Raw genomic sequence first — 22,215 nt, forward strand, 5'->3', positions numbered from 1 at the left:
TTTTTTTTCAAAAAAGGTATATTTGTCTTTGGTATTATTTTTTTTGAAAAAACAAAAAATACATTTAACACAAGGAAATTAAATTAATTTTTGACAATATATGAATACTACTCCTGATTACAAGTTTCTTCAAAAAGCCGATGCCTTATTTGCAGAAGGGCAAGCACTCTTTGGTGCAAGTACCTTCAATGAGTATTATGATATATTTGAGAGGGCTGCTAAAATATATTTGCAATTTCAAGATTGGGAAAAATACCTTCAATGTCGGTATAAAATGGCGTATTGGAAGATGAAAAAGAATCGATTAGATGAATCTAAAAAATCTGTTGAAGAAATTCTGAACTTGTACCAGAGTAAAATAGGAAAAGATACGCAGCTAAAAGGAGATTTGTATGATCTCCTATCCGTGATTTATTTTGACCAATGGAAATACCAAGAATCATTGGAGGCATCTGACTTGTGTTTGACCATCTACACGCACCTCAATCATTACAAAGGAATTTGCTCTGCCCATATTGGTATTGGTAACGTTTACAATCATACATTTAGACACCGAGAGGCATTGCAGGAATATTACAAAGCCTTGAAAATCATTAAAACACATGGCTTTAACGAGTCGGGATATATATACTACAATATGGCGGTTGCTTACCGTCAGTTGGAACACTTGTATTTGTCACAAACCTACTATCAAAAAGCACTGTTTATTTTTAATAAAAACTTTGAGCAATACTTCGTCATTACAGCAAATATCCAAATAAGTTTGGGGGAAATAGCGGCACTGGATAAGCAGTATGAATTGGCAAAATCTCTGTATCAAGATGCCTTGGATATTTTACAAAAAAAGGAGCTAATCAATAGTTTGACAGCTATTATTTTCATTCATATGGGAAAAATTTTTGCTGCTCAAAATAACTGGAAACAGGCTGAAGATTATTTTGAAAAAGCCATTGATTTTCAGCAAAAACACAGCCCCGATGACTACGAATGGTTCTCTCTCTCCTACAATATCTTGGCGCATCTCTATATAAGCCATGAAAAGTGGAGCATTGCAGAAGCATATCTCCAAAAATCTTTAAGTGCAAATGAGGAGTTGACTTTCAATCAAGATATGTTTAAAGCAAAAAATTATTCAGATTGTGCCTATGTTCTTCAAAAACAGAATAAACTGGAGCAAGCTCTTTCTTTCATTGAAAAAGCAGTGCACCATCAAAAAATAGCCTCTTCCCAACAAGGAGCTTCTAGCGAACAGGTGTTTTTAAACCTGGAAACCCAACGAATCAGAATCTATTTTAGGCTTTTCCAAAACACACAATCTATTGATTATCTACAAATAGGACTTCAAACCATTCCCAATATTATACGCTTGATTGAAGATATTCGGGCAAATGTTTTTCAAGAAGCAGATCAAATCAACTTTAACGAGGATATAACAGACTTTTACCAACTTGCCACGGACTTGTTATATGAGCAGTATTTACTCCAACAGACGGAGAAAACCTTGAAAGAAATTTTCCTATTTTCCGAAAAAAATAAGGTTCACAGCCTTCTGTCCACCATCAAAAATGTAGAAGCCCTTCAATTGGCAAACATTCCTAAAGAAGAGTTGAGAAAACTGCAACAAATTCAATCAGAAATGAGTCATTGTCAAACACAACTGCAAGAAGATGGGCTGAATGAAACAAAGGTAGATTTGGATAAATATGCTGAAGAATTGGTGCATCTTCAAATAAAATACCACCAACTTACCCAAGAAATAGAACAGAACCATCCCGAATATTTAACTTTGAAGCATCAAATGCCCTTAGTGGACTTAGAGGATGTTCAATCACAACTACCTACTTCCACTGCCCTAATCGAATACACACTTACCAATGAATTTGTCTATATTTTCTGTATTACTTCACAGCAAATTTACTTGGAGCGCATTGCTCTACCCACCGACATTCACTCCCAGATAGACACTTTCATAGACGAAGGAATACTCGGCATGAACCGTAAGGTCTATGTCCAAAAAGCCCACCAATTACACCAAATATTGATTGCGCCCATCAAAAAAAAATTAGACAAAAATAACATTGATTCTCTGCTTATTATCCCCGACAACCGCCTATTGGAGTTGCCTTTTGAAGTATTGTTGACCCAAAAAACACCTTTCAAAACTGCTTATTCAAAGATGACTTATTTAGTGAATGACTGCAACATTCACTACCATTATTCCGCAACCTTGCGACACTACCAACAACATCGAAATCCGCATCTCAAAGAACTCCCCAATCGTTTTTTGGGTTTCGCACCTGTATATGACGAACAGCAGTTCCCTGCTCAAGCTTCGGGAGAACTTCCAGTTGAAGCCACCAGAGATGTGTCTATTCAAGGAAGAAACTACAAAGCCCTTTTGTATTCCGAAAAAGAGGTAAAAGACATTCAGGAAAGTTTTCACAAAAAAGGATGGGAAGCAGAAGGCTTTCTGCGTTCGAATGCGAACCTCGAACAGTTCAAAGAAAAAGTACATCGAATACCTACCAAATTTATCCACATTGCCGCCCATGGAGTATCCAATCAAAAGAAAAATATTTTGGGAATTTTGTTTTCACCCAATATAGGTAACAACAAGGTTTTAGGAAACGAAAGCCTTGAAAATTCGTTTCCCTTCAATGTCCGCCAACAAAATATGGCAAAGGATAAAAACAACATTTTGTATGCCCACGAGGTGTACCAATTGAAGTTGCAAAGTGATTTGGTCTTTTTGAGTTGTTGTGAGAGCGGAGTAGGAAAAATTGCAATAGGAGAAGGTATTTTGTCCCTCAATCGAGGTCTATTGTATGCAGGCGTTTCCAATATCGTTTTTACCCTCTTCAAAATCTACGACCAAACGACTGCCATTTTTGCCCATCATTTCTACGATTACCTACTCAACAAGGAGGATAACTACTCCAAAGCCCTACAATACGCCAAATTGCAGTTGATTGCAGAAGATTTGCCGCCGAGGTATTGGGGAGGTTTTTTGTTGTTGGGGGATTGATTTTTATTATGCTTCTTATCCAATATTTCATTTTTTATTCAAAAATAGGTCACATTTTTTTTGGCTTAGGTCACGCTATTATAAATTAAGAGTATGATCATGAAAATTGAAAACAAACAAGTTACTTCTTTTTTTGAAGTCCGACACTTCAAAGAATCAAATTATAAATCCATGTTTGCTACCCAAGACATTGCTGCCGATGCAGTTTTGATGGAATTTGGGTACAAAGAAATTTTGCCTCAACCTACCCGCTATTCAGTACAGACAAGCATGAATCGACACATTCACCTCGACCCCGAATATTTGCAATACATCAATCACAGTTGCCATCCTAATGTCTTTTTTGACTTGGAAACGATGCCTTTGCGAACTTTACGCCCTCTCAAAAAAGGCGATGAAGTGGCATTTTTCTACCCTTCTACTGAATGGGCAATGACAGAGGCTTTTGATTGTTTGTGTGGAAATAAACACTGTTTGAAGCGTATCCAAGGAGCAGCATTTTTGGAGGAAAAATTACTTGAACGACATCGTTTGTCTCCACACATCCAAACGAAATTATTGGAGAGGACAACAATTCTTTCATAAGTAAGTGGTTGATTTCTACGATTACTTGCTCAACCAAGAAGACAACTACTCCAAAGCCCTGCAATACGCCAAATTGCAGTTGATTACAGACGGTTTGCCGCCGAGGTATTGGGGAGGTTTTTTGTTGTTGGGGGATTGAATTTTGTCTTTTTTCTGCAATAATTAATTTTTTCTTCAAAAACAGGTCACATTTCTTCTTGTCAAGGTCACGCTTATAGTGAGCATCAAATCTTAAATTGCTTTCAATTTATTTAATCAAATCATATTTTATCATTTTTATTTAATTTTTTATTATCATGACAATTACTGTAAATCAAACACAAAACATACAAGTACTAAACTTGAATGGAAATCTCGTATTGGGTCAAGATACTGCTTTGCGAAATAAAATCATAGAGTTATTGGACGACAACCATCGAAATTTTGTATTAAATTTCAAGAATGTTAAGTTTTTAGACACTATAGGACTGAGTAGTTTGCTGTCTGTACATACGATGATTTCAAATGAAAACGGAAAATTGGCTATTTGCGAAGTTAATTCAAATATAGAAAATTTATTACATATAACGGGCACTATTCGCCTGTTTGACATTTATGATGGAGAACAAGAAGCTGTTGATTCTTTTTAGAAACTAAGCTAAATTGGACTTTGGATAAAAGAAGCGGGAAGTAATGATTGACGTAAAAACACAAAGCCTAAAAGCGGATAACTAAAAAACCTCCACAAACAAAATCATTGTTTGTGGAGGTTTTTGTTGTTGGGGATTTGAAACCGTACCTATTTCGTTAGTTACGGTGCGCTGCACCTAGCTCTATCAATTAATAAATCATATTTTCTTGCTGTTAAAAGAAAATATTTTTAGTGGCTAAATTTTGATAATCAATCTATTGTGATTTTTATAGCCACAGTTGAATTATGAAGAAGATATTGCGAGAGCTACCCAATTTTAAAATTCATCACTTGTTCCGAGAACTCGGTAAGGTGCAGCGCACCGTTCTCTTTTCCATTTCCTGAAAAGTGTACGGTTTCAAAGTTGGGGGATTGAATTTTGTCCGTTTTCTGCAATAACTAATTCTTTCACTATTGTTTTACCACAAGTAGCTAAAAAGCTGCTTGTGGCTTTTGTCATTAACAACTTTGGTATTACTCTTTTTTTTAAATTTGTGATTTTAGTAATCAAAACTATTTTTGTCACAGTATGAAAGGGGATACCTTGACTCAAACAATCAATCGGGCAGATGCCTTATTTGCAGAAGGAGAGCAATTATTTCAACAAAATAATACCAGTGATTTTTATGCCTTGTTTGAAAAAGCCTCTCAACTGTACTTGAAAGTCGAAAATTGGGAACGATACCTGTGGTGTCAATATAGGATAAGTATTTGGTTGAGTGTAAGAAACCGCATACAAGAGGCGAATCAAATAGGAGAAAAAGGATTAAAATTATGCTATCAAAAACTAAGCGGACCACATGAATTGAAGGCCGAATTTCATTACAGGCTATTCTACTGCAATTTTTATCAACATAGTTATGTGAAAGCTGAGGAACAGGCCCAACAAACCTTAGAAATAGCTCAAGAATTGCAGCTTACTGCGCTTATAGTCAAAGCCTATAATGCTATTGCAAGTACTTATGTCCAAAGGAGTAAGCATATAATGGGTTTGGTTTTTCTTTTCAAAGCACTCCCTTATACTAAGTTCTTGTCTCACAAAATTGAGAACATTCACCTGTATCAGACAATGGGACACATCTATTTCCATCTGAAACAATTCTACTTGGCTAGGGTCTATTTAGAGAGAGGGATTTCGATGTGTGAGAAACAATTTGGAAGCGACTACCTTCTTATTGCCAATTTTGTTATGATGTTAGGTGGAATCGAGGTAGAAGAAGGAGACTATGATGAGGGATTGAAGGCTTTTACAAAAGTCATAGATTTCAAACAAAAATACAACATAGAAGATGGCGAACTATCAACTGCTTTTTCTGTGATGGGAGAAATTCATATTCATAAAGGCAATTGGCAGAAAGCACGGCAATATTTTGAAAGGGCTATTCGGATTCAAAAGAGTATCAATGAAAACAATTATAATTGGTTTGTTAAACTCTATTATAGGTATGCAAGACTTCACATAGAGAATGAGCGTTTAGACGAAGGAAAATTATTGGCAAAAAAAGCAAAAGATATCCTACCTAATAATGCAGATATTGAACTTGCTTATGTGTATTTACTGGAAGCAGATATCGCACTGCTCGAAAACGAACTTATGCTTGTCGTAGAATATCTTGATGAAGCCAATAAATGCGTAAAAGAAATAATTTCAATTCAAAAAGTTGAGAACCTCTCTATACAGTTTGATTTATACAAAAGGCAGTTAGAGGTTTTAAGGCGGCTTTTTACAAAATACCATTCAAAAGACTATTTGATTTCTGCAATACAGCTTTTCCCAAAAGTATATACCTTAATTGAAAATACCCGTTCTACTGTCCATGAAACACTAGACCAGCTGAATGTCAATCAAACAGCAGCCAATTTTTATCAAAATGCTACGGACATACTATATGAACTATATCTAATCGAAAACAATCCATCTTATTTAGAAGAAATATTTGTCATTTCCGAAAAAAACAAGGTACATAGTCTCTTGTCCACCATCCAAAATACGGAAGCCCTGCAAATGACCGCCATTCCCGAAAAAGAATTGCAACAATTGCAACAACTTCAATCCGCCATCTCTGAGTATCAAACCTTACTCCAACAAAGTCAAGCAGAAGAAATAGTATTTGACCAATATGCAGAAGAATTGGTCAACCTCCAAGTAGAATACCATCAATTGATGGCCTCCATCGAACAAAATCATCCCGAATACCTCCACCTAAAACATCAAACTCATGAAACTACACTAAAAGAGCTACAAAGTCAAGTAGCTGCTCAAACTGCCGCAATTGTTTATACATTGACACAAAAAAACCTGTATATCTTATGTGTTCTTTCGGAGGAGGTATTCCTTCAACAAATAAGATGGACAGAGGAGGATATTCTATTGATAGACAGTTTTATAGACGAAGGAATTTTGGGTATGAATCGGAAGGAATATGTCCAAAAGTCCCATCAACTGTATCAATATCTCATCGCACCCGTTGAGAAATATTTAGAAAAAAACGCCATTCAGTCGCTGTTGATTTTTCCCGACAATCAGCTTTTGGAATTGCCTTTTGAAGTTTTGCTTACCCAAAAAACTTCTTTCAGAACTGCTTATGGTGACATACCTTATTTGTTGAAGCAATACGATATTCGTTACCATTACTCTGCTACCTTGCGAGCCTATCAACAAAGCCGAAAAACTCAGCGCAAGGAATTACCGCCCCGTTTTTTGGGCTTTGCACCCGTTTACGATGATGCTCACTTTTCCACCCAAGAAACGGACGCATTACCCGTTGAAGCAACGAGAGATGTGTCTATTCGAGGCAGAAACTACAAGGCTCTATTGTATTCTGAAAAAGAGGTAAGTGATATTCAAGCCAGTTTCCAAAAAAAAGGATGGGAAGCACAGACCTATTTGCGGGCGAAAGCCAATTTGCCCGACTTCAAAAAGCAAGTAGCAGAAATGCCCGCCAAATTTATCCACATTGCAGCACATGGGGTTTCCAATCAAAAGAAAAACGTACTGGGAATCTTGTTTTCTCCCGACAAAAACTCCCTACAAATTGCTGCTTCTGCAACTACTTCAAATATTGAAAGTACTTCAATTCGACAACAAACGGCTATACCGTCCTCCAATGGCATTTTGTATGCCCATGAACTCTACCAATTGAAGCTCAAAAGTGATTTGGTCTTTCTGAGTTGTTGCGAAAGTGGAGTAGGAAAAATTGCAGCAGGAGAAGGTATTTTGTCCCTCAATCGAGGTCTATTGTATGCAGGCGTTTCCAACATCGTTTTTACCCTCTTCAAAATCTACGACCAAACGACTGCCATTTTTGCCCATCATTTCTACGATTATTTACTCAACAAGGAGGATAACTACTCCAAAGCCCTACAATACGCCAAATTGCAGTTGATTGCAGAAGGTTTACCGCCGAGGTATTGGGGAGGGTTTTTGTTGTTGGGGGATTGAATTTTGTCTTTTCTGCAATATTTTATTTATTTTTTTTCAAAAACAGGTCACATTTTTTCCTGTGAAGGTCACACTAATAATAAAGAAGTTGAGACAAGCGAATTTATAGCTTGAATGTAGGTATTAGAACAACACTGCTAGCTGGGAAATATTGAAGACAAAAAATAAAACTTTACAATTTATAAAACACTTTACCATGGTAACTGAAAAACAACTTGTCAACTCTCCATCTTTTACAAACCAAGATAAACTTGAATATCAAAATAAAGGTGTCATACATATTGAAGATATGCTTCCGTTTAATACAGTACGCCATTTACAAGCATCCGCAGAAGCAAACTTCAAATCTGATGATCAGCCTGATGGGGTCATTCGGGAATTTGACAGATTTTCCAATGAATTTGCCAATAGAGATGAATTTTTCAAAGTATTGGCTCAAGATATTTTAGCACCTCTCAACAAATTAACCAATGATGAGTTGGTGGTAACTCAAATTGCCATTTTAGAATTGGAAGTAGGGAAAGGCAAGGGGTTTGATTGGCATTTTGATGAATACAGCTTCAGTTTTATAGATATCAACTCACCTGGACATACCTTGTGGGTTCCCTTAAATCCGATAGATGTCAATAAACAAAGAGGTGGTATGGTATGGGTACATCAGGATGATTTCAGTGGCAAAGGTCGCTTGAAGCAGTGGACACATTACCAATTAGCCGACAAAGAACTCAAAATAATGCCCAATGGACATTATTCCAAATCCAAATACGAACAATATTATAACGACAATTGGGCAGGTCCTTATGATAAGGTCATGCTAGATGATTTGCAACAAGAATGTAGCTTGAAACTAGGGGATGCACTGCTGTTTAATAGAAATACTTGGCACAAAAGCCAAGAACTCTTACCAAATGGACCGCTTACAAAACGAACCACCATTATTTTTAGATTGGTGAGTTTGGATGCAAAGATCCACCGTACTCTTTTTGAAAAAACAATTGAACGCATGAAATTAGAAGGGAATGTTCCTCCTAAATCATTTGGACATCGTTTGGGTGCTTTTAAAGATGGTGATTCTATTAGAGATGCAATCAATTCAGGAATATCTTTCTGATTACAAAATCACTTTAGTTTTTAATTTTCTACATTTATTATTTATCTAAAGAAAAATCATGAAAATTCTCATCATTAATAGCCAAGGACATTGGCTAAATGGGTGGATGACACAAACTTCAAGTCAACGAATTGTAGTCGAAATCCTTCAAAAATCAGGATTTGAAGTAGAAACTATTGAAGTATCTAATCCCAAACAATTACAACGAGCGTTGGCAAGTGTTTCCTCCAATACCTTAGTTTGGGCAAATGCTTATTGGGTAAATGCTGACAATGGACAACTATATGGACTTATTCAAGCCATTGAAAGATATCAATTGCCTTTAATCGGCTCAGATTTAGAAACACTTCTGCGGCTACTGGAAAAAGACATTTGCCAATTAAAATTAAAAGCAGCAGGTATTCCTACGCCTGCTAACCTCATACTTCATCAACAAGATAAAGGTAGAATAGCAGGTAAAATAATTGAATGTGAATTGGAGTATCCTTTGGTCTTGAAGCCAACCAAAGAATCTCGTTCTCAGGGGATTACTTTGGTATATACTTTGGAGGAAGCTATTTTTGCGGCAGAAGAAATTTTAACTCAATTTCCCAATAGTCATCTTATTATTGAAGAGTTTTTAGCCGCAGATGACATTACCTGTGGATACCTTCGGATGGGGACTAAAGAAATGATATTACCCAGCTACAATGTAGTAAAAGGTATGGATTGTAAAACAGAGATTTTTAGTGAATACCATTATACGCTTTCTTCACATCATGAAAAACAGGTATACATTGAAGATCCCTCTATATTGAAACAGTTGGAAACTTATTTACCTGCCATTGTAGAATTATTTGGGATTCAAACTACTACTCGTGTTGATGGCAGACTCAATAAGCAAGGAGTAATGAATTTCTTTGACATCAACGGTTTGCCAGGTTTGAACTTTCCTGTTTCTGCTTTGGTAAAACAATGCTTTGCTCATTTTCCACAAGACAGCCAGGAATATCTATTCAAAAATTTAATCCATACCATCGTTGGAGATAATCTATGGAGATACAATATGTCTATTCCATCCATTATCCAAGAACAAAATCTATTCAACTTGGAAAGCAAAACAATAATTACTGTCGAACAGACGGCGGCAGTCAAGTGAAGGCTCGGCTAAGTTTAGCTTTGAAGATTGCAAAATTTGGAACAAAAGCTCTATTGAGCGTTAATACCCCAATATTTACTTCAATGGAGCGGATTTTTTACAGATTTTTACGGCGAAAACGCAAGCGCAAACAGGCTGGCAAGGAGACAATTTTTTATGCTACAATTTAGGTTTTCGTTCCAAACAGAAACCAAAAATTAATTTTTAAATCATTTGACATCTAATTAAGAAAATATTATTAGCTGTCACATAATCACTTAGTTGATTCACCTCTTACCTGCTATTCCATCAATCAATCTCCAACTTCCGCTTCAATACCAACAAAGGTTTTTTGCCATGTAAAGCGATTTTTTTGGTCAAACTGGGGCTAAACAAACGCTCCCAAAAACTTTCTTTCTCTTTGAACATCACCAACATATCAATGGCCTCCTTCTCCAAATATTGCTCCAAACCAACTACTACATTCTCTGCACTAATCAAGTCAAATACTATCTTACCTGCTTCTTCGGTCGCAATAAAATTTTCCTCCAATTCCTCCATTCTACGTTGATCTTCGTCAGTTGGAGCCCCCTCCTCACTCACATGTACCACATGAATCGTTGCTCCAAAAAGCCCTGCCAACTCCAGCATTTCTTTCAAAGCTCCCACATCATCTTTGTTGAAATCAGAAGCATACGCAATTCGGTGAAGTCCATTATATTCTGCACCCGCAGGAACAGTAAGCACTGCACAATCCACATTTTCAATTACATTGGAAGTAGTCGTTCCAAACAATCTATCTGCCAAATTGTCCACCCCGTCCGTTCCCAATACGATCAAATCTGGGTCTTCATCCATAGATTCCTGTACGATTTCATCCACCACCAAACCCTCTGTGAGCTTATGCACAACAGGCACATGCGCCAAGTTTTCGGCAGTCGCTTCAAGGTGCAGTTTCTCTGCAAATTCTTTGTAATGCTCTCCTTCTCTCTCCTCTTGATTCTCCAAAATAGACTGCATCAACTCAGGAGGCGTGCCTATTTCCAAACTGGAAATATTTAGACTGTAAATATGCAGTGTGGTGATACTCGCATTTTGTTTGGCTGCAATGTGTAGTGCATACCTGAAAGCATTCACCGCATTTTCCGAAAAATCCGTAGGGACTAAAATATTGTTCATTGTTTATTGAATTTGTAGTTGTACATTAAATTTGAAGTTTGCTTATGCTGCCTGTGTCAACCAACCTGCATTGATGGTAATAGGCTCAACCGCATTGTAAATCATCCAATCCGATAAAGCATTTAAATCTTTATCCTGATTAGTTGTAGCACTTTTTTGCAATCGTTCACTTACCAAAGTATCAGAGAAAGCTACTTTGAGGTCAGCAATTATTGACTTTTGCAAACTTTTGTCAGAAGGCAAACCCTTGCGATAGCCAATATCAGAATAGATTTTGCTCATTGCTCGGTTAAACTCATACCATGAGAAACCTGTCACCTTGTTTCTATCCCGCACTTCAATGGCTTTATCCAAATTCTTAATCGCTCCTTCATAATCAGGATTTGATTGATCTTTGAGTGCAAAACCCAATTGACCATATACTCTATGAGAATCAATTTCTTGGGTAGCTTTGGCAAGTGACTCAAATATCGGAATCGTTTTTTCCATCGTTCCTTTATCATCTTTCCATGTTTCACTTCTCACCTCTTTTGCATCGTTCAGTATCTCTACTTTGGTTTTAGGAGAAGCATTTTCGATGGCATCCAACAAAGATTTGTTTGGAACTCCGACATCCGTTGAAGAATTAAGGTATTCATTGGTCATTTCCAACGTTTTCGCATCCTGAATTTCTTGCTGCTCTTTTTGTTCTATTTTTTGCTGCAATTGACGCACAGTGGTTGACAATACACTGTCAATAAGTGCTTTACCGCCCCATCCACCTAATACTGCAAATCCAAACAAGCGAATGTAAAAATAGATTTCAGTAGGATGGCTCTCTAAGTTTTCAAGCCCCAGAGGTAATACACTGAAAATGACAGCCGTACCAAGAAATCCAAACAAGCAATCTGCCAAACACCCAGGATTGTATTGATGTGGTCCACTTTTGTACGGCAATATTAATGCATTGCTACTTAGTCCATATCCAAATCCAGCTAACATACCAATTAGACCTAATATTATGATAATTATCCATTGAAATTCCATGACATTGATTTTTAGGCAAAAAAAAAGTTATTAGTCAAAAATAGTATTTCTATGGGGTTTTATGTGGAATATTTAGTTTTTTTTTCCTTCAATGAAACTAATTGAAGGAAATCATTGTAGTTTTCGGCAAAGCAAGCACCACCAATATACATTTTTTTTTCAAAAAAAAACTCATGGGAAAGTCAAAGTTAAAAGGAAAAGATTTAATGGCTCTGGGCTTCAAACAAAGCCGTGCCATAGGGATTTTGCTGAATGTGATGCAAAAAAACTTCAAACATTCCAGCAAAGAGGAAAAGCTACAAATGGCTTCACGATTGTTAGCCAACCCTAAAAACTATGAAGAAGACGAAGCATTTGGACTTATTGCGAAAGAACTGATACAACAGGCCAATGTGGACGCAGGTATCATCACCGAATTGGGAGAAATTCCGCTTCGCAACAAATCCATAGATTTCCAAATTTACGGCAAAGAAAACATCGAGAAAGGTGCGATTCAGCAAATGTACACTGCCATGAAACTGCCTGTTGCGATTGCAGGAGCTTTGATGCCCGATGCCCATCAAGGATATGGGTTGCCTATTGGTGGCGTTTTGGCAACACACAATGCGGTAATTCCTTATGGTGTGGGCGTTGACATTGGTTGCCGTATGTGCTTGACTATGTACGACTTACCAGATAATTTCATCAAACGATACCATACCAATTTGAAGCAACATTTGGGAGACAATACCCGCTTTGGAATGGGGTGCGAGTTTGATACTCCGATGGATGATGAAGTATTGGAGAGCAAGGTGTTTCAAGAGATTGACTTTGTGAAAAAATTGAAGCAAACTGCTTACAAACAAATCGGTACATCAGGAGGCGGCAATCATTTTGTCGAATTTGGAATGGTCGAAATTTTGACGACCGAAAACGACTGGAATTTGCCGATTGGAAAATACGTTGCCATTTTATCACACTCTGGATCAAGAGGTTTGGGTGCAAAAATCGCTGGACATTACACCAAATTAGCCCGTCAAGTATGTCCACTTCCCAAAGAAGCACAACATTTGGCTTGGTTGGATTTGGATACCGAATTGGGGCAAGAATATTGGATGGCCATGAATTTGGCAGGAGAATACGCTTCGGCTTGTCACCACCAAATCCACAAGCGGCTTGCCAAAGCGATTGGCGAAAAACCTGTGGCAATCGTGGAAAATCATCACAATTTTGCATGGAAAGAAAAACTGTCGGATGGTACAGACGTGATTGTGCATCGAAAAGGCGCAACTCCTGCTGGTAAGGGAGTTTTAGGGATTATACCTGGCTCTATGACTGCCCCTGGGTTTATTGTGCGTGGAAAGGGTGAATTTGATTCTCTCAATTCTGCTTCACATGGTGCAGGCCGCCAGATGTCTCGCCGAAAAGCCAAAGATTCTTTGACCAATAGCGATGTGCGAAAATACTTGAAGCAGCAAGGCGTGACGCTTATTGGAGGCGGAATAGATGAAGCTCCAATGGCTTACAAGGATATCCATGAAGTGATGCAAGCACAGCAAGATTTAGTGGAAGTACTTGGCACTTTCCATCCTAAGATTGTGCGAATGGCAGAGGACTAAGGGAAATGTGCAATGCTCAAACTTCAATCTCAAAACTCAGCCTTCAATTGCAGTGAGAACATTTACTTCCATTGTTTTTTCGGAAACGATTGCAGGTAAATGTTCTTCATTTTCGTATTGAAATACTGTCCATTTTCCTTTATTGTATTCCAAAGCGGTAAGGTTTTCAATCCAATCACCCGAATTGAGGTATGTTGTACTTCCTTTTTGGTTGTCAACTTTTCTGATTTCTGGTTTGTGAATATGTCCACAAATAACATAGTCATAAGACTGATCCATTGCCAAATCAATGGCTGTATCTTCAAAATTGCCAACATATTTTACTGCTTCTTTCACATTGTCTTTCACCTTTTTAGATAAAGACATTTTGGGTTTCCCCATTTTCTTCAGTAGATGATTGATAAAGCGATTGAGGCGAATCAATAGGTCATAGCCCCAACCTCCTAACTTTGCAATCCATCGGGCATGTGTGATGGAGGCATCAAAAACATCTCCATGAAATATCCACGCTTTTTTGCCGTCAATATCCAGTAGCAGCTTGTCTTGAAGGTGAAAATTACCCGCCGAAAAGTCAGAAAATTTGCGAAGTAGTTCATCGTGATTGCCTGTGAGATAATGAATTGTTGTGCCTTTCGCCAGCATTTTCACTAGTTGTTGGATAACCGAGATATGCTCGCTTGGAAAATAACGTTTGCTAAACTGCCAAATATCAATAATGTCACCATTCAAAATCAATGTTTTGGGCTTGATGCTTTTTAGATACTTGATTAGTTCTGTGGCATGACATCCATAAGTGCCTAAGTGTATATCAGATACCACCACAATTTCTACATCTCTTCTGGTCATTTTTCTTGTTTATGCGTCAAATTTATACCCTACCCCTTTCACCGTTTTGATATAGTTATCGCCCAGTTTTTCCCTGATTTTGCGGATGTGAACATCTATGGTTCTATCATTTACGATCACATCATTTCCCCATACTCTTTCAAGAATTTCATTGCGTGTAAACACACGTCCAGGTTTTGAAGCCAGTAGATGGAGTAGAAAAAACTCTTTTCGCACAAATTCAATCAATTCTCCATTTTGGGTTACTTCAAATGTTTCATTGTTGATCTTGAGGTCTAAAACGACAATTGTAGATGTTTTTTCTTCCACTACCATTCTGCGTACCAAAGATTTAACTTTAGTAATCAATAAGCGAGGTTGAATGGGTTTGAGAATGTAGTCATCAGCTCCTGCATCCAATGCCATTAGATGTGTAAATTCTTCACGCATAGCGGTTAAAAAACAAATCATGGTATGATTGAAATCACTCTGTGTCCGCAATTCTTGACAAGTCTGGATACCATCTAATACAGGCATCATTACATCGAGTAAAATTAAATTTGGACGCATTTCTTTTGCCATGTCAATGCCTTCTTGTCCATTTTTAGCCGTAAATACCTTGAAGTTTTCTTTCCGCAAATTGTAGCCAACGAACTCTAAGACATCTTTTTCATCGTCAACTATCAATACTTTTATCATTGAATGGTCCATATCACAATTCATTTTAGGGTGTCAGGGATATGGCGCACAAATTACCTATCTGGTGTTCCTTAGGCGTTAAAGAAAAATGAAGTTTTCGTTAAGTTTAACAGAAATCGTTTGTTACTACTCTGCTTCTTCAATATCTCTAATAAATCTTTCCTTCAATTCGGAGGTAAAACCTTCAATAACATCGGTTTCTGACATTTCTACTTTACCGCTCGCTTTGCTTACTTCCTCCAATACCTCAAACAAAAATTCATAATCAGGGTCGGGCCCATTTTCTTTGCAGATGTCCACTGCTTTTTTATAGGCTTCTTCTACCGAATGATTTTTCTTGTTTTCATAATCGAAAGACCATTGAATTTCTTTTGCCCACGGATGTCCACTCAAAATGGTGTGTAATGCGTCTAATTCTTTGGTTTGTACAAGTCCATCTGCTTTTGCTACCGCATAAATCAATTCTCCAAAGGCATCGTAGAGCCTATTTTTGTTTACATTACCCATGTTTGAAATCTATTTTTTATTGATTTGAGAAATATGGGTAAAAATGAATACTTTTGACCTTATAAACAAGCCCAAAAAAAATTAAATTTCATCACGCATGAATATTGAACAACACATAGCTATCCCCTTCACAATTTCTCCTACCAATCACTTTCTGATTGATGGACAATTGAATGACATTTTTACACGATACATTTTAGATTCTGGAGCAGGAAAGTGTTGTTTAAGTCTCAGCAAAGCTACCGAACTTGATTTGGTAGTGGCAGAAAGTGGGCATACTGCTTCAGGTGTGGGAGAGGGTTATATGAATCGTTTTGAAGTAGTTGTACCCAAATTGTCAATTGGAGATTGGACAACCACAGATTTCGCAGCAGCAGGACTGGATTTATCTGCTATGAATCAAGCTCTTGTAGGTATTGGCGCAACAGCAGTCGATGGTATCATTGGAGCAGATATCTTGCTGGAAAACGATGTGGTGATGGACTACCAACAAATGCATTTGAGGATTGAAGGAAATAAAATAGGTTTTGAATGTATTAGAAGCAATCATGCGGTGGTAGAAGTGGAGCTAAATAACAACAACGAAAAATCGCTTTTCATCGTAGATACAGGAGCTGGTCAAACGTGTATTGATATTGAAAAAGCAGAAAGATGGGGTTTGACCTTAAAGGAATTAGAAGATAAAGCTACGGGTATCGGCAGCACAAGTATGCCTATTTCTTCTGCAATGATTCCTAAAGTACGTTTCGGCAATTTCGATATTTTTGAATACAATATGACCATTATTGATCTTGCCCATGTCAATGAAGCATTTGCAGAAATTGGCACGAAGGAAGTTGATGCTATTATCGGCGCAGATGTGTTATTGAAGTATGAAGCTATTATTGACTGCAAAGATAAAATGCTGTATCTAAGAACACTGTAAATATTGTGGGATTGTTGAGTCACAGCCAAATCCCGATTTTTTATCGGGATAGAATCATGTTTTGTTATACGTGCCAACCATTTTACGATTTTATTATCCAACAATCCCACCATTTTTAAAAACTACACATTGAACCTAAAGTGCATCACATCTCCATCAGCCACCACATATTCCTTCCCTTCCACTCTAAATTTACCCGCTTCTTTGACCGCTGACTCCGAGCCGTATGTTACATAATGTTCATAGCCAATCACCTCTGCTCGAATAAATCCTTTTTCAAAATCGGTGTGAATTACAGCCGCTGCCTGTGGTGCTTTTGTTCCTTTTGTAATCGTCCATGCACGCACTTCTTTCACTCCTGCCGTGAAATAAGTGATGAGATTCAATAAACGGTAACAAGACTGAATCAATTTGTTGATACCAGGTTCAGTCAAGCCCATTTCCTGCAAAAATTCCATGCGTTCCTCATAGGTTTCCAACTGCATGATTTCTGATTCCATACCAGCCGAAATATACAATACCTCTGCTCCTTCATCTTTCACCGCTTCTTCAAGTGCTTTGGTATATTGATTGCCCTCTACTGCCGAATCTTCATCTACATTGCAGACATACAAAATCGGCTTGTTGGTCAGCAAGTGTAAATCATTGAAAAAAGCACGAGCTTCTGGCTCCAAAGGAGCAGTTCTTGCAGATTGTCCTGTTTCGAGGTGCGCTTTATAGACCTGTAAAATATCAATACCTTTTTGCACATCTTTATCATTGGTTTTCAATCTTTTCTGTAATTTTTCGATACGTTTTTCAACCGATTCTAAATCCTTCAATTGCAGTTCAATGTCAATGATCTCTTTGTCACGAATAGGGTCAATGCTGCCACTTACATGCACCACATTGTCGTCATCAAAACAGCGAATAACATGCACAATGGCATCTGTATCTCGGATATTCCCCAAAAACTGATTGCCCAAACCTTCTCCTTTGCTTGCGCCTGCTACCAAACCTGCAATGTCGACAATCTCTACTGTTGTTGGCACTACTCGCTGCGGGTTTACCAGTTCCTCCAATTTTGTCATTCGCTCATCGGGTACATTCACCACACCTATGTTGGGTTCGATGGTTGCGAAAGGATAATTTGCAGCCAATGCCTCTGCATTAGACAAACAGTTGAACAAGGTTGATTTTCCGACATTCGGCAAGCCGACAATACCACATTTTAAAGCCATAATTAATTACTCGTATTATTTTTAATTTTTTTGCGGCTGCAAAGGTATTGTTTATGGAATCAAAATGGAAATGAAAACGAAAATTAAAAACTCAATCATTTTTGTAGCACATTTCAATACTCTAATCACTATTATATTGACATGTTCGTCTATCAAATCAACATACAGTATGAATGTAGTCTTGATGTAGGTATATAGGCATCAATAACCGCTTTGATGTAGTCTTGATGTAGCCCTAAATGCAATAAAAAAACCCAATTTACTTATCATTGCAGATTGTTTGAAACCACATTTTTATTAGGTTATTTCTATTAAGCCTAATTTTAGTCGTTGTTACAATGATAAAATTTCACCAAATACCTTGCATAACATTTGTGTAGAAATTAAATAATAAATATCTTGTCGTACAAACTTTTACAGTATAAATTCAAAGCTCGAATCCAAACAAAATTCACATATTATTAACAATACAAACATTATGACCAGAATTCTTACTTTTTTTTGCTTGACATTGCTCACCTGCTTCCAAATAGCACAAGCAGATGTGACTGTCACTTTCAATGTAAACATGAATCACACCATTGTCAGTCCTAGTGGTGTATTTGTAGCAGGCGGAACTATTGGAGGTCCAGGAGCCAATCAATTGACTGACCCCGATATGGACGGTATTTACAGTGGCTCGGTAGTCGTTCCAGATAATGCCTTTGTTTACTATATTTTCACCAATGGCAACTGTGGTGATTATGCCTGTAAAGAAATCATTGAAGGACAAGCTTGTAGCGACCCCGGCAACTTCAATGACCGTTCATTTCAAGCAGGTACAACTGATATGGTTATCAATACTTGTTTTGGTGTATGTTCCACCACCACAAGTTGCCCGATGGTAGATGTAACCTTCAATGTCAACATGACAGGCGAAACTGTAGCTGCAAGTGGAGTTTACGTTACTGGAGGAGCAGCCTTTGGACAGCCTGGCGATATTCCATTATTAGACCCAGATGCAGACGGCATTTACTCTACAACTCTAAGCCTTCCAACAGATTTTAGAGATTATTATACCTTCACCAATGGTCTTTGCCCAGATTACAGTTGTAAAGAGCAAGTCGGTGGACAGCTTTGTGCAAATCCTGGTCACTTCAATGACAGAGACATCACAGTAGGGGCAGGTGATATGACAATTAACACTTGCTTTGGATTCTGCTCAACGGATGGCACTTGTCCCACTACCTATTCTGCAACCTTCCAAGTTGATATGACCAAAGAAGGCGCAAACCCTGCGGGCGTTTTTATGGGTACGAGCATTGACGGATGGACAGGAAATATTCAAATGACCGATCCCGATATGGACGGTATTTACAGCGTTACTATTGACGGGTTATCCAATGGTTTTTACGAATACAAATTTATCAATGGCCCAGGTTTTTGCTGCCAAGAATCCGTTCCCGATGCCTGCAATGTTGTATTGGGAAGTGGTTTCCAAAACCGTGGCGTAACTGTTTTCAATGGAGATGTAGTCATTCCTCCCGTTTGCTTTAATTTCTGTTCTCAAACATGCCCTGAAACGGTAGATGTCACTTTCAGAGTCAATATGGCATTGGAAGACACCAACCCTGCAGGCGTTTTCATGGGTTCAAACCTCGATGGATGGAGTGGAAATATTGCAATGACCCAGTTGAATAATAGCGATATTTGGTATGTTACCATACCTTTGGCTCCTGGCGCTTACGAATACAAATTTATCAACGGCCCAGGTTTTTGCTGTCAAGAATCTGTTCCCGATGCCTGCAATGTTGTATTGGGAAGTGGTTTCCAAAACCGTGGTGTGACAGTTTCTGCTGGTGTTAGTGCGATATCGCTCCCTGCTGTATGTTACAACACTTGTGATGTTTGCCCAAGAATAGGTTGTATGGATCCAACTGCTCACAATTTCAACCCCAGAGCAGAAATACAAGTAGATGATGCCAATACTTTTTATTGGGATGATGTGAAATTTACAGATTTATCTTCTCCCTATTGTGATACAGAAGTAAAACACTTGGGTATCGCTGCTGAAACAGCATCTGCAATTAACTTAACCGTCAATACGGTGAATGCAACCACAATGGAAGTGATTATTGAATCAGCTAATGCAGATCCTGTTGATTTCTTATTGGTGAATGGAGGAAGTGGCGCAACTATTTCTCCTGAAGATTTCTCTGTACCTGGTCAAATAAGAAGAACATTGACATGGGGTACACCACCTGCTAATATAACTTTAAACATATTGTGGAGTAAGGCTTCATTTGGAGGAAACTGGCAGCTAAGCCCAGGAGATATCACTATTCCTTTTGGAATAGATTGCTCTTCTGTTGATTCTGAAACAACTACATCCAATTATTGTGAGACAGACGTAACACATTTTGGAGGTGACCCAGGTTCTCTGATTCATTTAACCATTACTAATGTTGATGCGACTACAATGGAGGTGATTATTGAGTCAGCTGATGCAGATCCTGTTGATCTCTTAATAGTAAACGCAGGAAGTGGAGCAACTGTCTCTGCGGAAGATTTCTCTGTACCTGGTCAAATAAGAAGAACATTGACATGGGGTACGCCGCCTCCCACTAATGTTTCGCTAAACGTATTGTGGAGCAAGGTTTCATTTGGAGGAAACTGGCAATTGAGTCAAGGAGATATCATGGTTCCTTTTGCCGCAAGTTGTTCACCTGGTGGTTCTGGAACAGCTACACCTGATTACTGTAATACAGAAGTAACACATTTTGCAGGTGACCCGCCTTCTAGGATTCGTTTAACCATTTCTAATGTTGATGCATCGACAATGGAAGTTATCATTGAATCAGCTGACGCAGATCCTGTTGATCTCTTAATAGTGAATGGAGGAAGTGGCGCAACCATCTCTGCAGAAGATTTCTCTGTTCCTGGTCAAATAAGAAGAACATTGACTTGGGGTACGCCCCCAGCTAATGTTTCGCTAAACCTATTGTGGAGCAAGGTTTCATTTGGAGGAAACTGGCAATTAGGCGTAGGAGATATCACTGTTCCTTTTGATGCAGATTGCTCCTCAGCAGGCCCTATCCCATTGGATCTTCCCCTAACCTTTGACGATTCCAATATTAATTACAACCTTCTTGATTTTGCAGGAGCTATATCCCAAATTGTTGTAGATCCTACCAACCCTACCAACATGGTTGTAGAAACGTCAAAAGTTGCTCCTGCTCTATCTTTTGCAGGAACTATTGCTGGTGCAAATGGACTGGCTACTCCTATTCCATTTACAGCAAATAGCACCAAAATGACTGTTCGTGTTTGGTCTCCATCCGTAGGAATTCCAGTGCTTTTGAAGGTAGAAAATTCAGCCAATGGCGGTATCAGCTCAGAAGTTATCGCAGTTACCACTGTAGCGAAGGCATGGGAAACATTGGAATTTGATTTCAGTAACGGCGCACCTGCACTCAACACCAATAACATCTATGATAAGGTTGTCATTTTCTTCGACTTTGGAACTACTTATACAAGCAGTTGTGAAACTTGTTACGATGGTATTCAAAATGGAGATGAAACAGGTATTGATTGTGGTGGCACTAACCCAAATTGTATTGCTTGTACAAGCATCGTTGTGAACCAAGTGATAGGCATTTCTCCATACAATGCTTTAGGAACAGGTTCTATCTTTGTAACCGTAACAGCAGGTTCGCCAGACTGCAACTTGACTTATTCATGGACTGGTCCTGGTGGTTACACTGCTTCTACTGAAGATGCAACAGGTATCACAGTAGCAGGAGATTATACCCTCACTGCAACAGGTTGTAATGGCAATACAGCTTCGGTAACTGTTCCTGTAACCACACGCCCAACAGGAAGAGGTAGAAAAGCATCCATCGTTTCAGATGCTATTTTCAATGTTACTCCAAACCCATTTACCCAAGAAACATTGATTAGCTTCAATGTCGCCATTGAAGGAGAGGTAAGTTTGAACGTATATGACATTGCAGGCAGAAACATAGCCACACTCTTCAACGGCAGTGTAGAAGCAGAACAAAACTACCAATTCCAATTCGGTAAAAATTTACCTGTCGGAACATATATTGCAGCTTTGACAGCCGCTTCTGGTGATGTGAGACACATCAAATTGGTATTGACCCACTAAAAATCCAATTCAAACTCAGGCTCTATATCATATATGAACTTGAGTTTGAATCTTTGATTTTATACTTAAATTGACCTAAAAACCCTTCTTTCCATTTGAGAGAAGGGTTTTTTATAAAAAGATTTATTGTACTTATTTT

The 22,215-nt window shown here is 38.1% G+C and carries 16 protein-coding genes; 10 read left to right on the plus strand and 6 right to left on the minus strand.

Annotation, left to right across the window (positions count from 1 at the left end):
* The first annotated feature begins 100 nt into the window (after positions 1 to 100).
* The 7 genes from R3E32_11575 to R3E32_11605 all read left to right on the plus strand — a co-directional run bounded on the left by R3E32_11575 (position 101) and on the right by R3E32_11605 (position 9,971).
* Positions 101 to 3,025, plus strand: a complete 2,925-nt coding sequence (locus R3E32_11575; GenBank protein ID MEZ4885359.1) for a CHAT domain-containing tetratricopeptide repeat protein — start codon at positions 101 to 103, stop codon at positions 3,023 to 3,025.
* Positions 3,026 to 3,124: 99 nt separating this feature from the next.
* Complete coding sequence (locus tag R3E32_11580; GenBank protein ID MEZ4885360.1) at positions 3,125 to 3,610, plus strand: SET domain-containing protein-lysine N-methyltransferase; 486 nt, start codon at positions 3,125 to 3,127, stop codon at positions 3,608 to 3,610.
* Positions 3,611 to 3,614: 4 nt separating this feature from the next.
* Positions 3,615 to 3,749 carry a hypothetical protein gene (locus R3E32_11585; protein ID MEZ4885361.1) on the plus strand — a complete coding sequence of 45 codons (135 nt, stop codon included), beginning with the start codon at positions 3,615 to 3,617 and terminating at the stop codon, positions 3,747 to 3,749.
* Positions 3,750 to 3,906: 157 nt separating this feature from the next.
* The gene (locus R3E32_11590; GenBank protein ID MEZ4885362.1) at positions 3,907 to 4,239 is read left to right on the plus strand and encodes an STAS domain-containing protein; all 333 of its coding nucleotides are present in this window, start codon (positions 3,907 to 3,909) and stop codon (positions 4,237 to 4,239) included.
* Between the two features lie 570 nt (positions 4,240 to 4,809).
* Positions 4,810 to 7,722, plus strand: a complete 2,913-nt coding sequence (locus tag R3E32_11595; GenBank protein ID MEZ4885363.1) for a CHAT domain-containing tetratricopeptide repeat protein — start codon at positions 4,810 to 4,812, stop codon at positions 7,720 to 7,722.
* Positions 7,723 to 7,918: 196 nt separating this feature from the next.
* Complete coding sequence (locus tag R3E32_11600; GenBank protein MEZ4885364.1) at positions 7,919 to 8,833, plus strand: phytanoyl-CoA dioxygenase family protein; 915 nt, start codon at positions 7,919 to 7,921, stop codon at positions 8,831 to 8,833.
* Positions 8,834 to 8,891: 58 nt separating this feature from the next.
* Positions 8,892 to 9,971, plus strand: coding sequence for a hypothetical protein (locus R3E32_11605; protein ID MEZ4885365.1), 1,080 nt, complete (start codon positions 8,892 to 8,894; stop codon positions 9,969 to 9,971).
* Between the two features lie 288 nt (positions 9,972 to 10,259).
* Here R3E32_11605 and R3E32_11610 read toward each other — a convergent pair whose 3' ends face one another.
* Entirely contained in the window at positions 10,260 to 11,129 is an 870-nt protein-coding gene (locus R3E32_11610; protein MEZ4885366.1) for a universal stress protein, read from the minus strand.
* A 42-nt stretch (positions 11,130 to 11,171) separates the two neighbouring features.
* Entirely contained in the window at positions 11,172 to 12,110 is a 939-nt protein-coding gene (locus tag R3E32_11615) for a hypothetical protein (protein ID MEZ4885367.1), read from the minus strand.
* A gap of 218 nt (positions 12,111 to 12,328) precedes the next feature.
* Between R3E32_11615 and R3E32_11620 the strand changes: the two genes are divergently transcribed.
* Entirely contained in the window at positions 12,329 to 13,753 is a 1,425-nt protein-coding gene (locus tag R3E32_11620; protein MEZ4885368.1) for an RtcB family protein, read from the plus strand.
* A 36-nt stretch (positions 13,754 to 13,789) separates the two neighbouring features.
* Here R3E32_11620 and R3E32_11625 read toward each other — a convergent pair whose 3' ends face one another.
* From R3E32_11625 to R3E32_11635, 3 genes are all read right to left on the minus strand, one after another.
* Positions 13,790 to 14,599 (minus strand): UDP-2,3-diacylglucosamine diphosphatase, encoded by an 810-nt coding sequence (locus R3E32_11625; protein MEZ4885369.1) that lies wholly within the window; start codon positions 14,597 to 14,599, stop codon positions 13,790 to 13,792.
* A 9-nt stretch (positions 14,600 to 14,608) separates the two neighbouring features.
* On the minus strand, positions 14,609 to 15,289 hold the full coding sequence (locus R3E32_11630) for a response regulator transcription factor (GenBank protein MEZ4885370.1): 681 nt from the start codon (positions 15,287 to 15,289) through the stop codon (positions 14,609 to 14,611).
* Positions 15,290 to 15,403: 114 nt separating this feature from the next.
* A complete protein-coding gene (locus tag R3E32_11635; GenBank protein ID MEZ4885371.1) occupies positions 15,404 to 15,784 on the minus strand; it encodes a hypothetical protein in 381 nt (126 codons plus the stop codon).
* Positions 15,785 to 15,881: 97 nt separating this feature from the next.
* On the opposite strand from R3E32_11635, the gene R3E32_11640 reads away from it, so the two are divergent.
* A complete protein-coding gene (locus tag R3E32_11640; GenBank protein ID MEZ4885372.1) occupies positions 15,882 to 16,709 on the plus strand; it encodes an aspartyl protease family protein in 828 nt (275 codons plus the stop codon).
* Positions 16,710 to 16,831: 122 nt separating this feature from the next.
* Here R3E32_11640 and ychF read toward each other — a convergent pair whose 3' ends face one another.
* Positions 16,832 to 17,929, minus strand: coding sequence for a redox-regulated ATPase YchF (ychF, locus tag R3E32_11645; GenBank protein MEZ4885373.1), 1,098 nt, complete (start codon positions 17,927 to 17,929; stop codon positions 16,832 to 16,834).
* A gap of 478 nt (positions 17,930 to 18,407) precedes the next feature.
* Here ychF and R3E32_11650 point away from each other — a divergent pair, with 478 nt between their 5' ends.
* The gene (locus R3E32_11650) at positions 18,408 to 22,076 is read left to right on the plus strand and encodes a T9SS type A sorting domain-containing protein (GenBank protein ID MEZ4885374.1); all 3,669 of its coding nucleotides are present in this window, start codon (positions 18,408 to 18,410) and stop codon (positions 22,074 to 22,076) included.
* Positions 22,077 to 22,215 lie beyond the last annotated feature (139 nt).

The organism is Chitinophagales bacterium, from assembly GCA_041392475.1.
Lineage (GTDB): Bacteria > Bacteroidota > Bacteroidia > Chitinophagales > UBA2359 > JAUHXA01.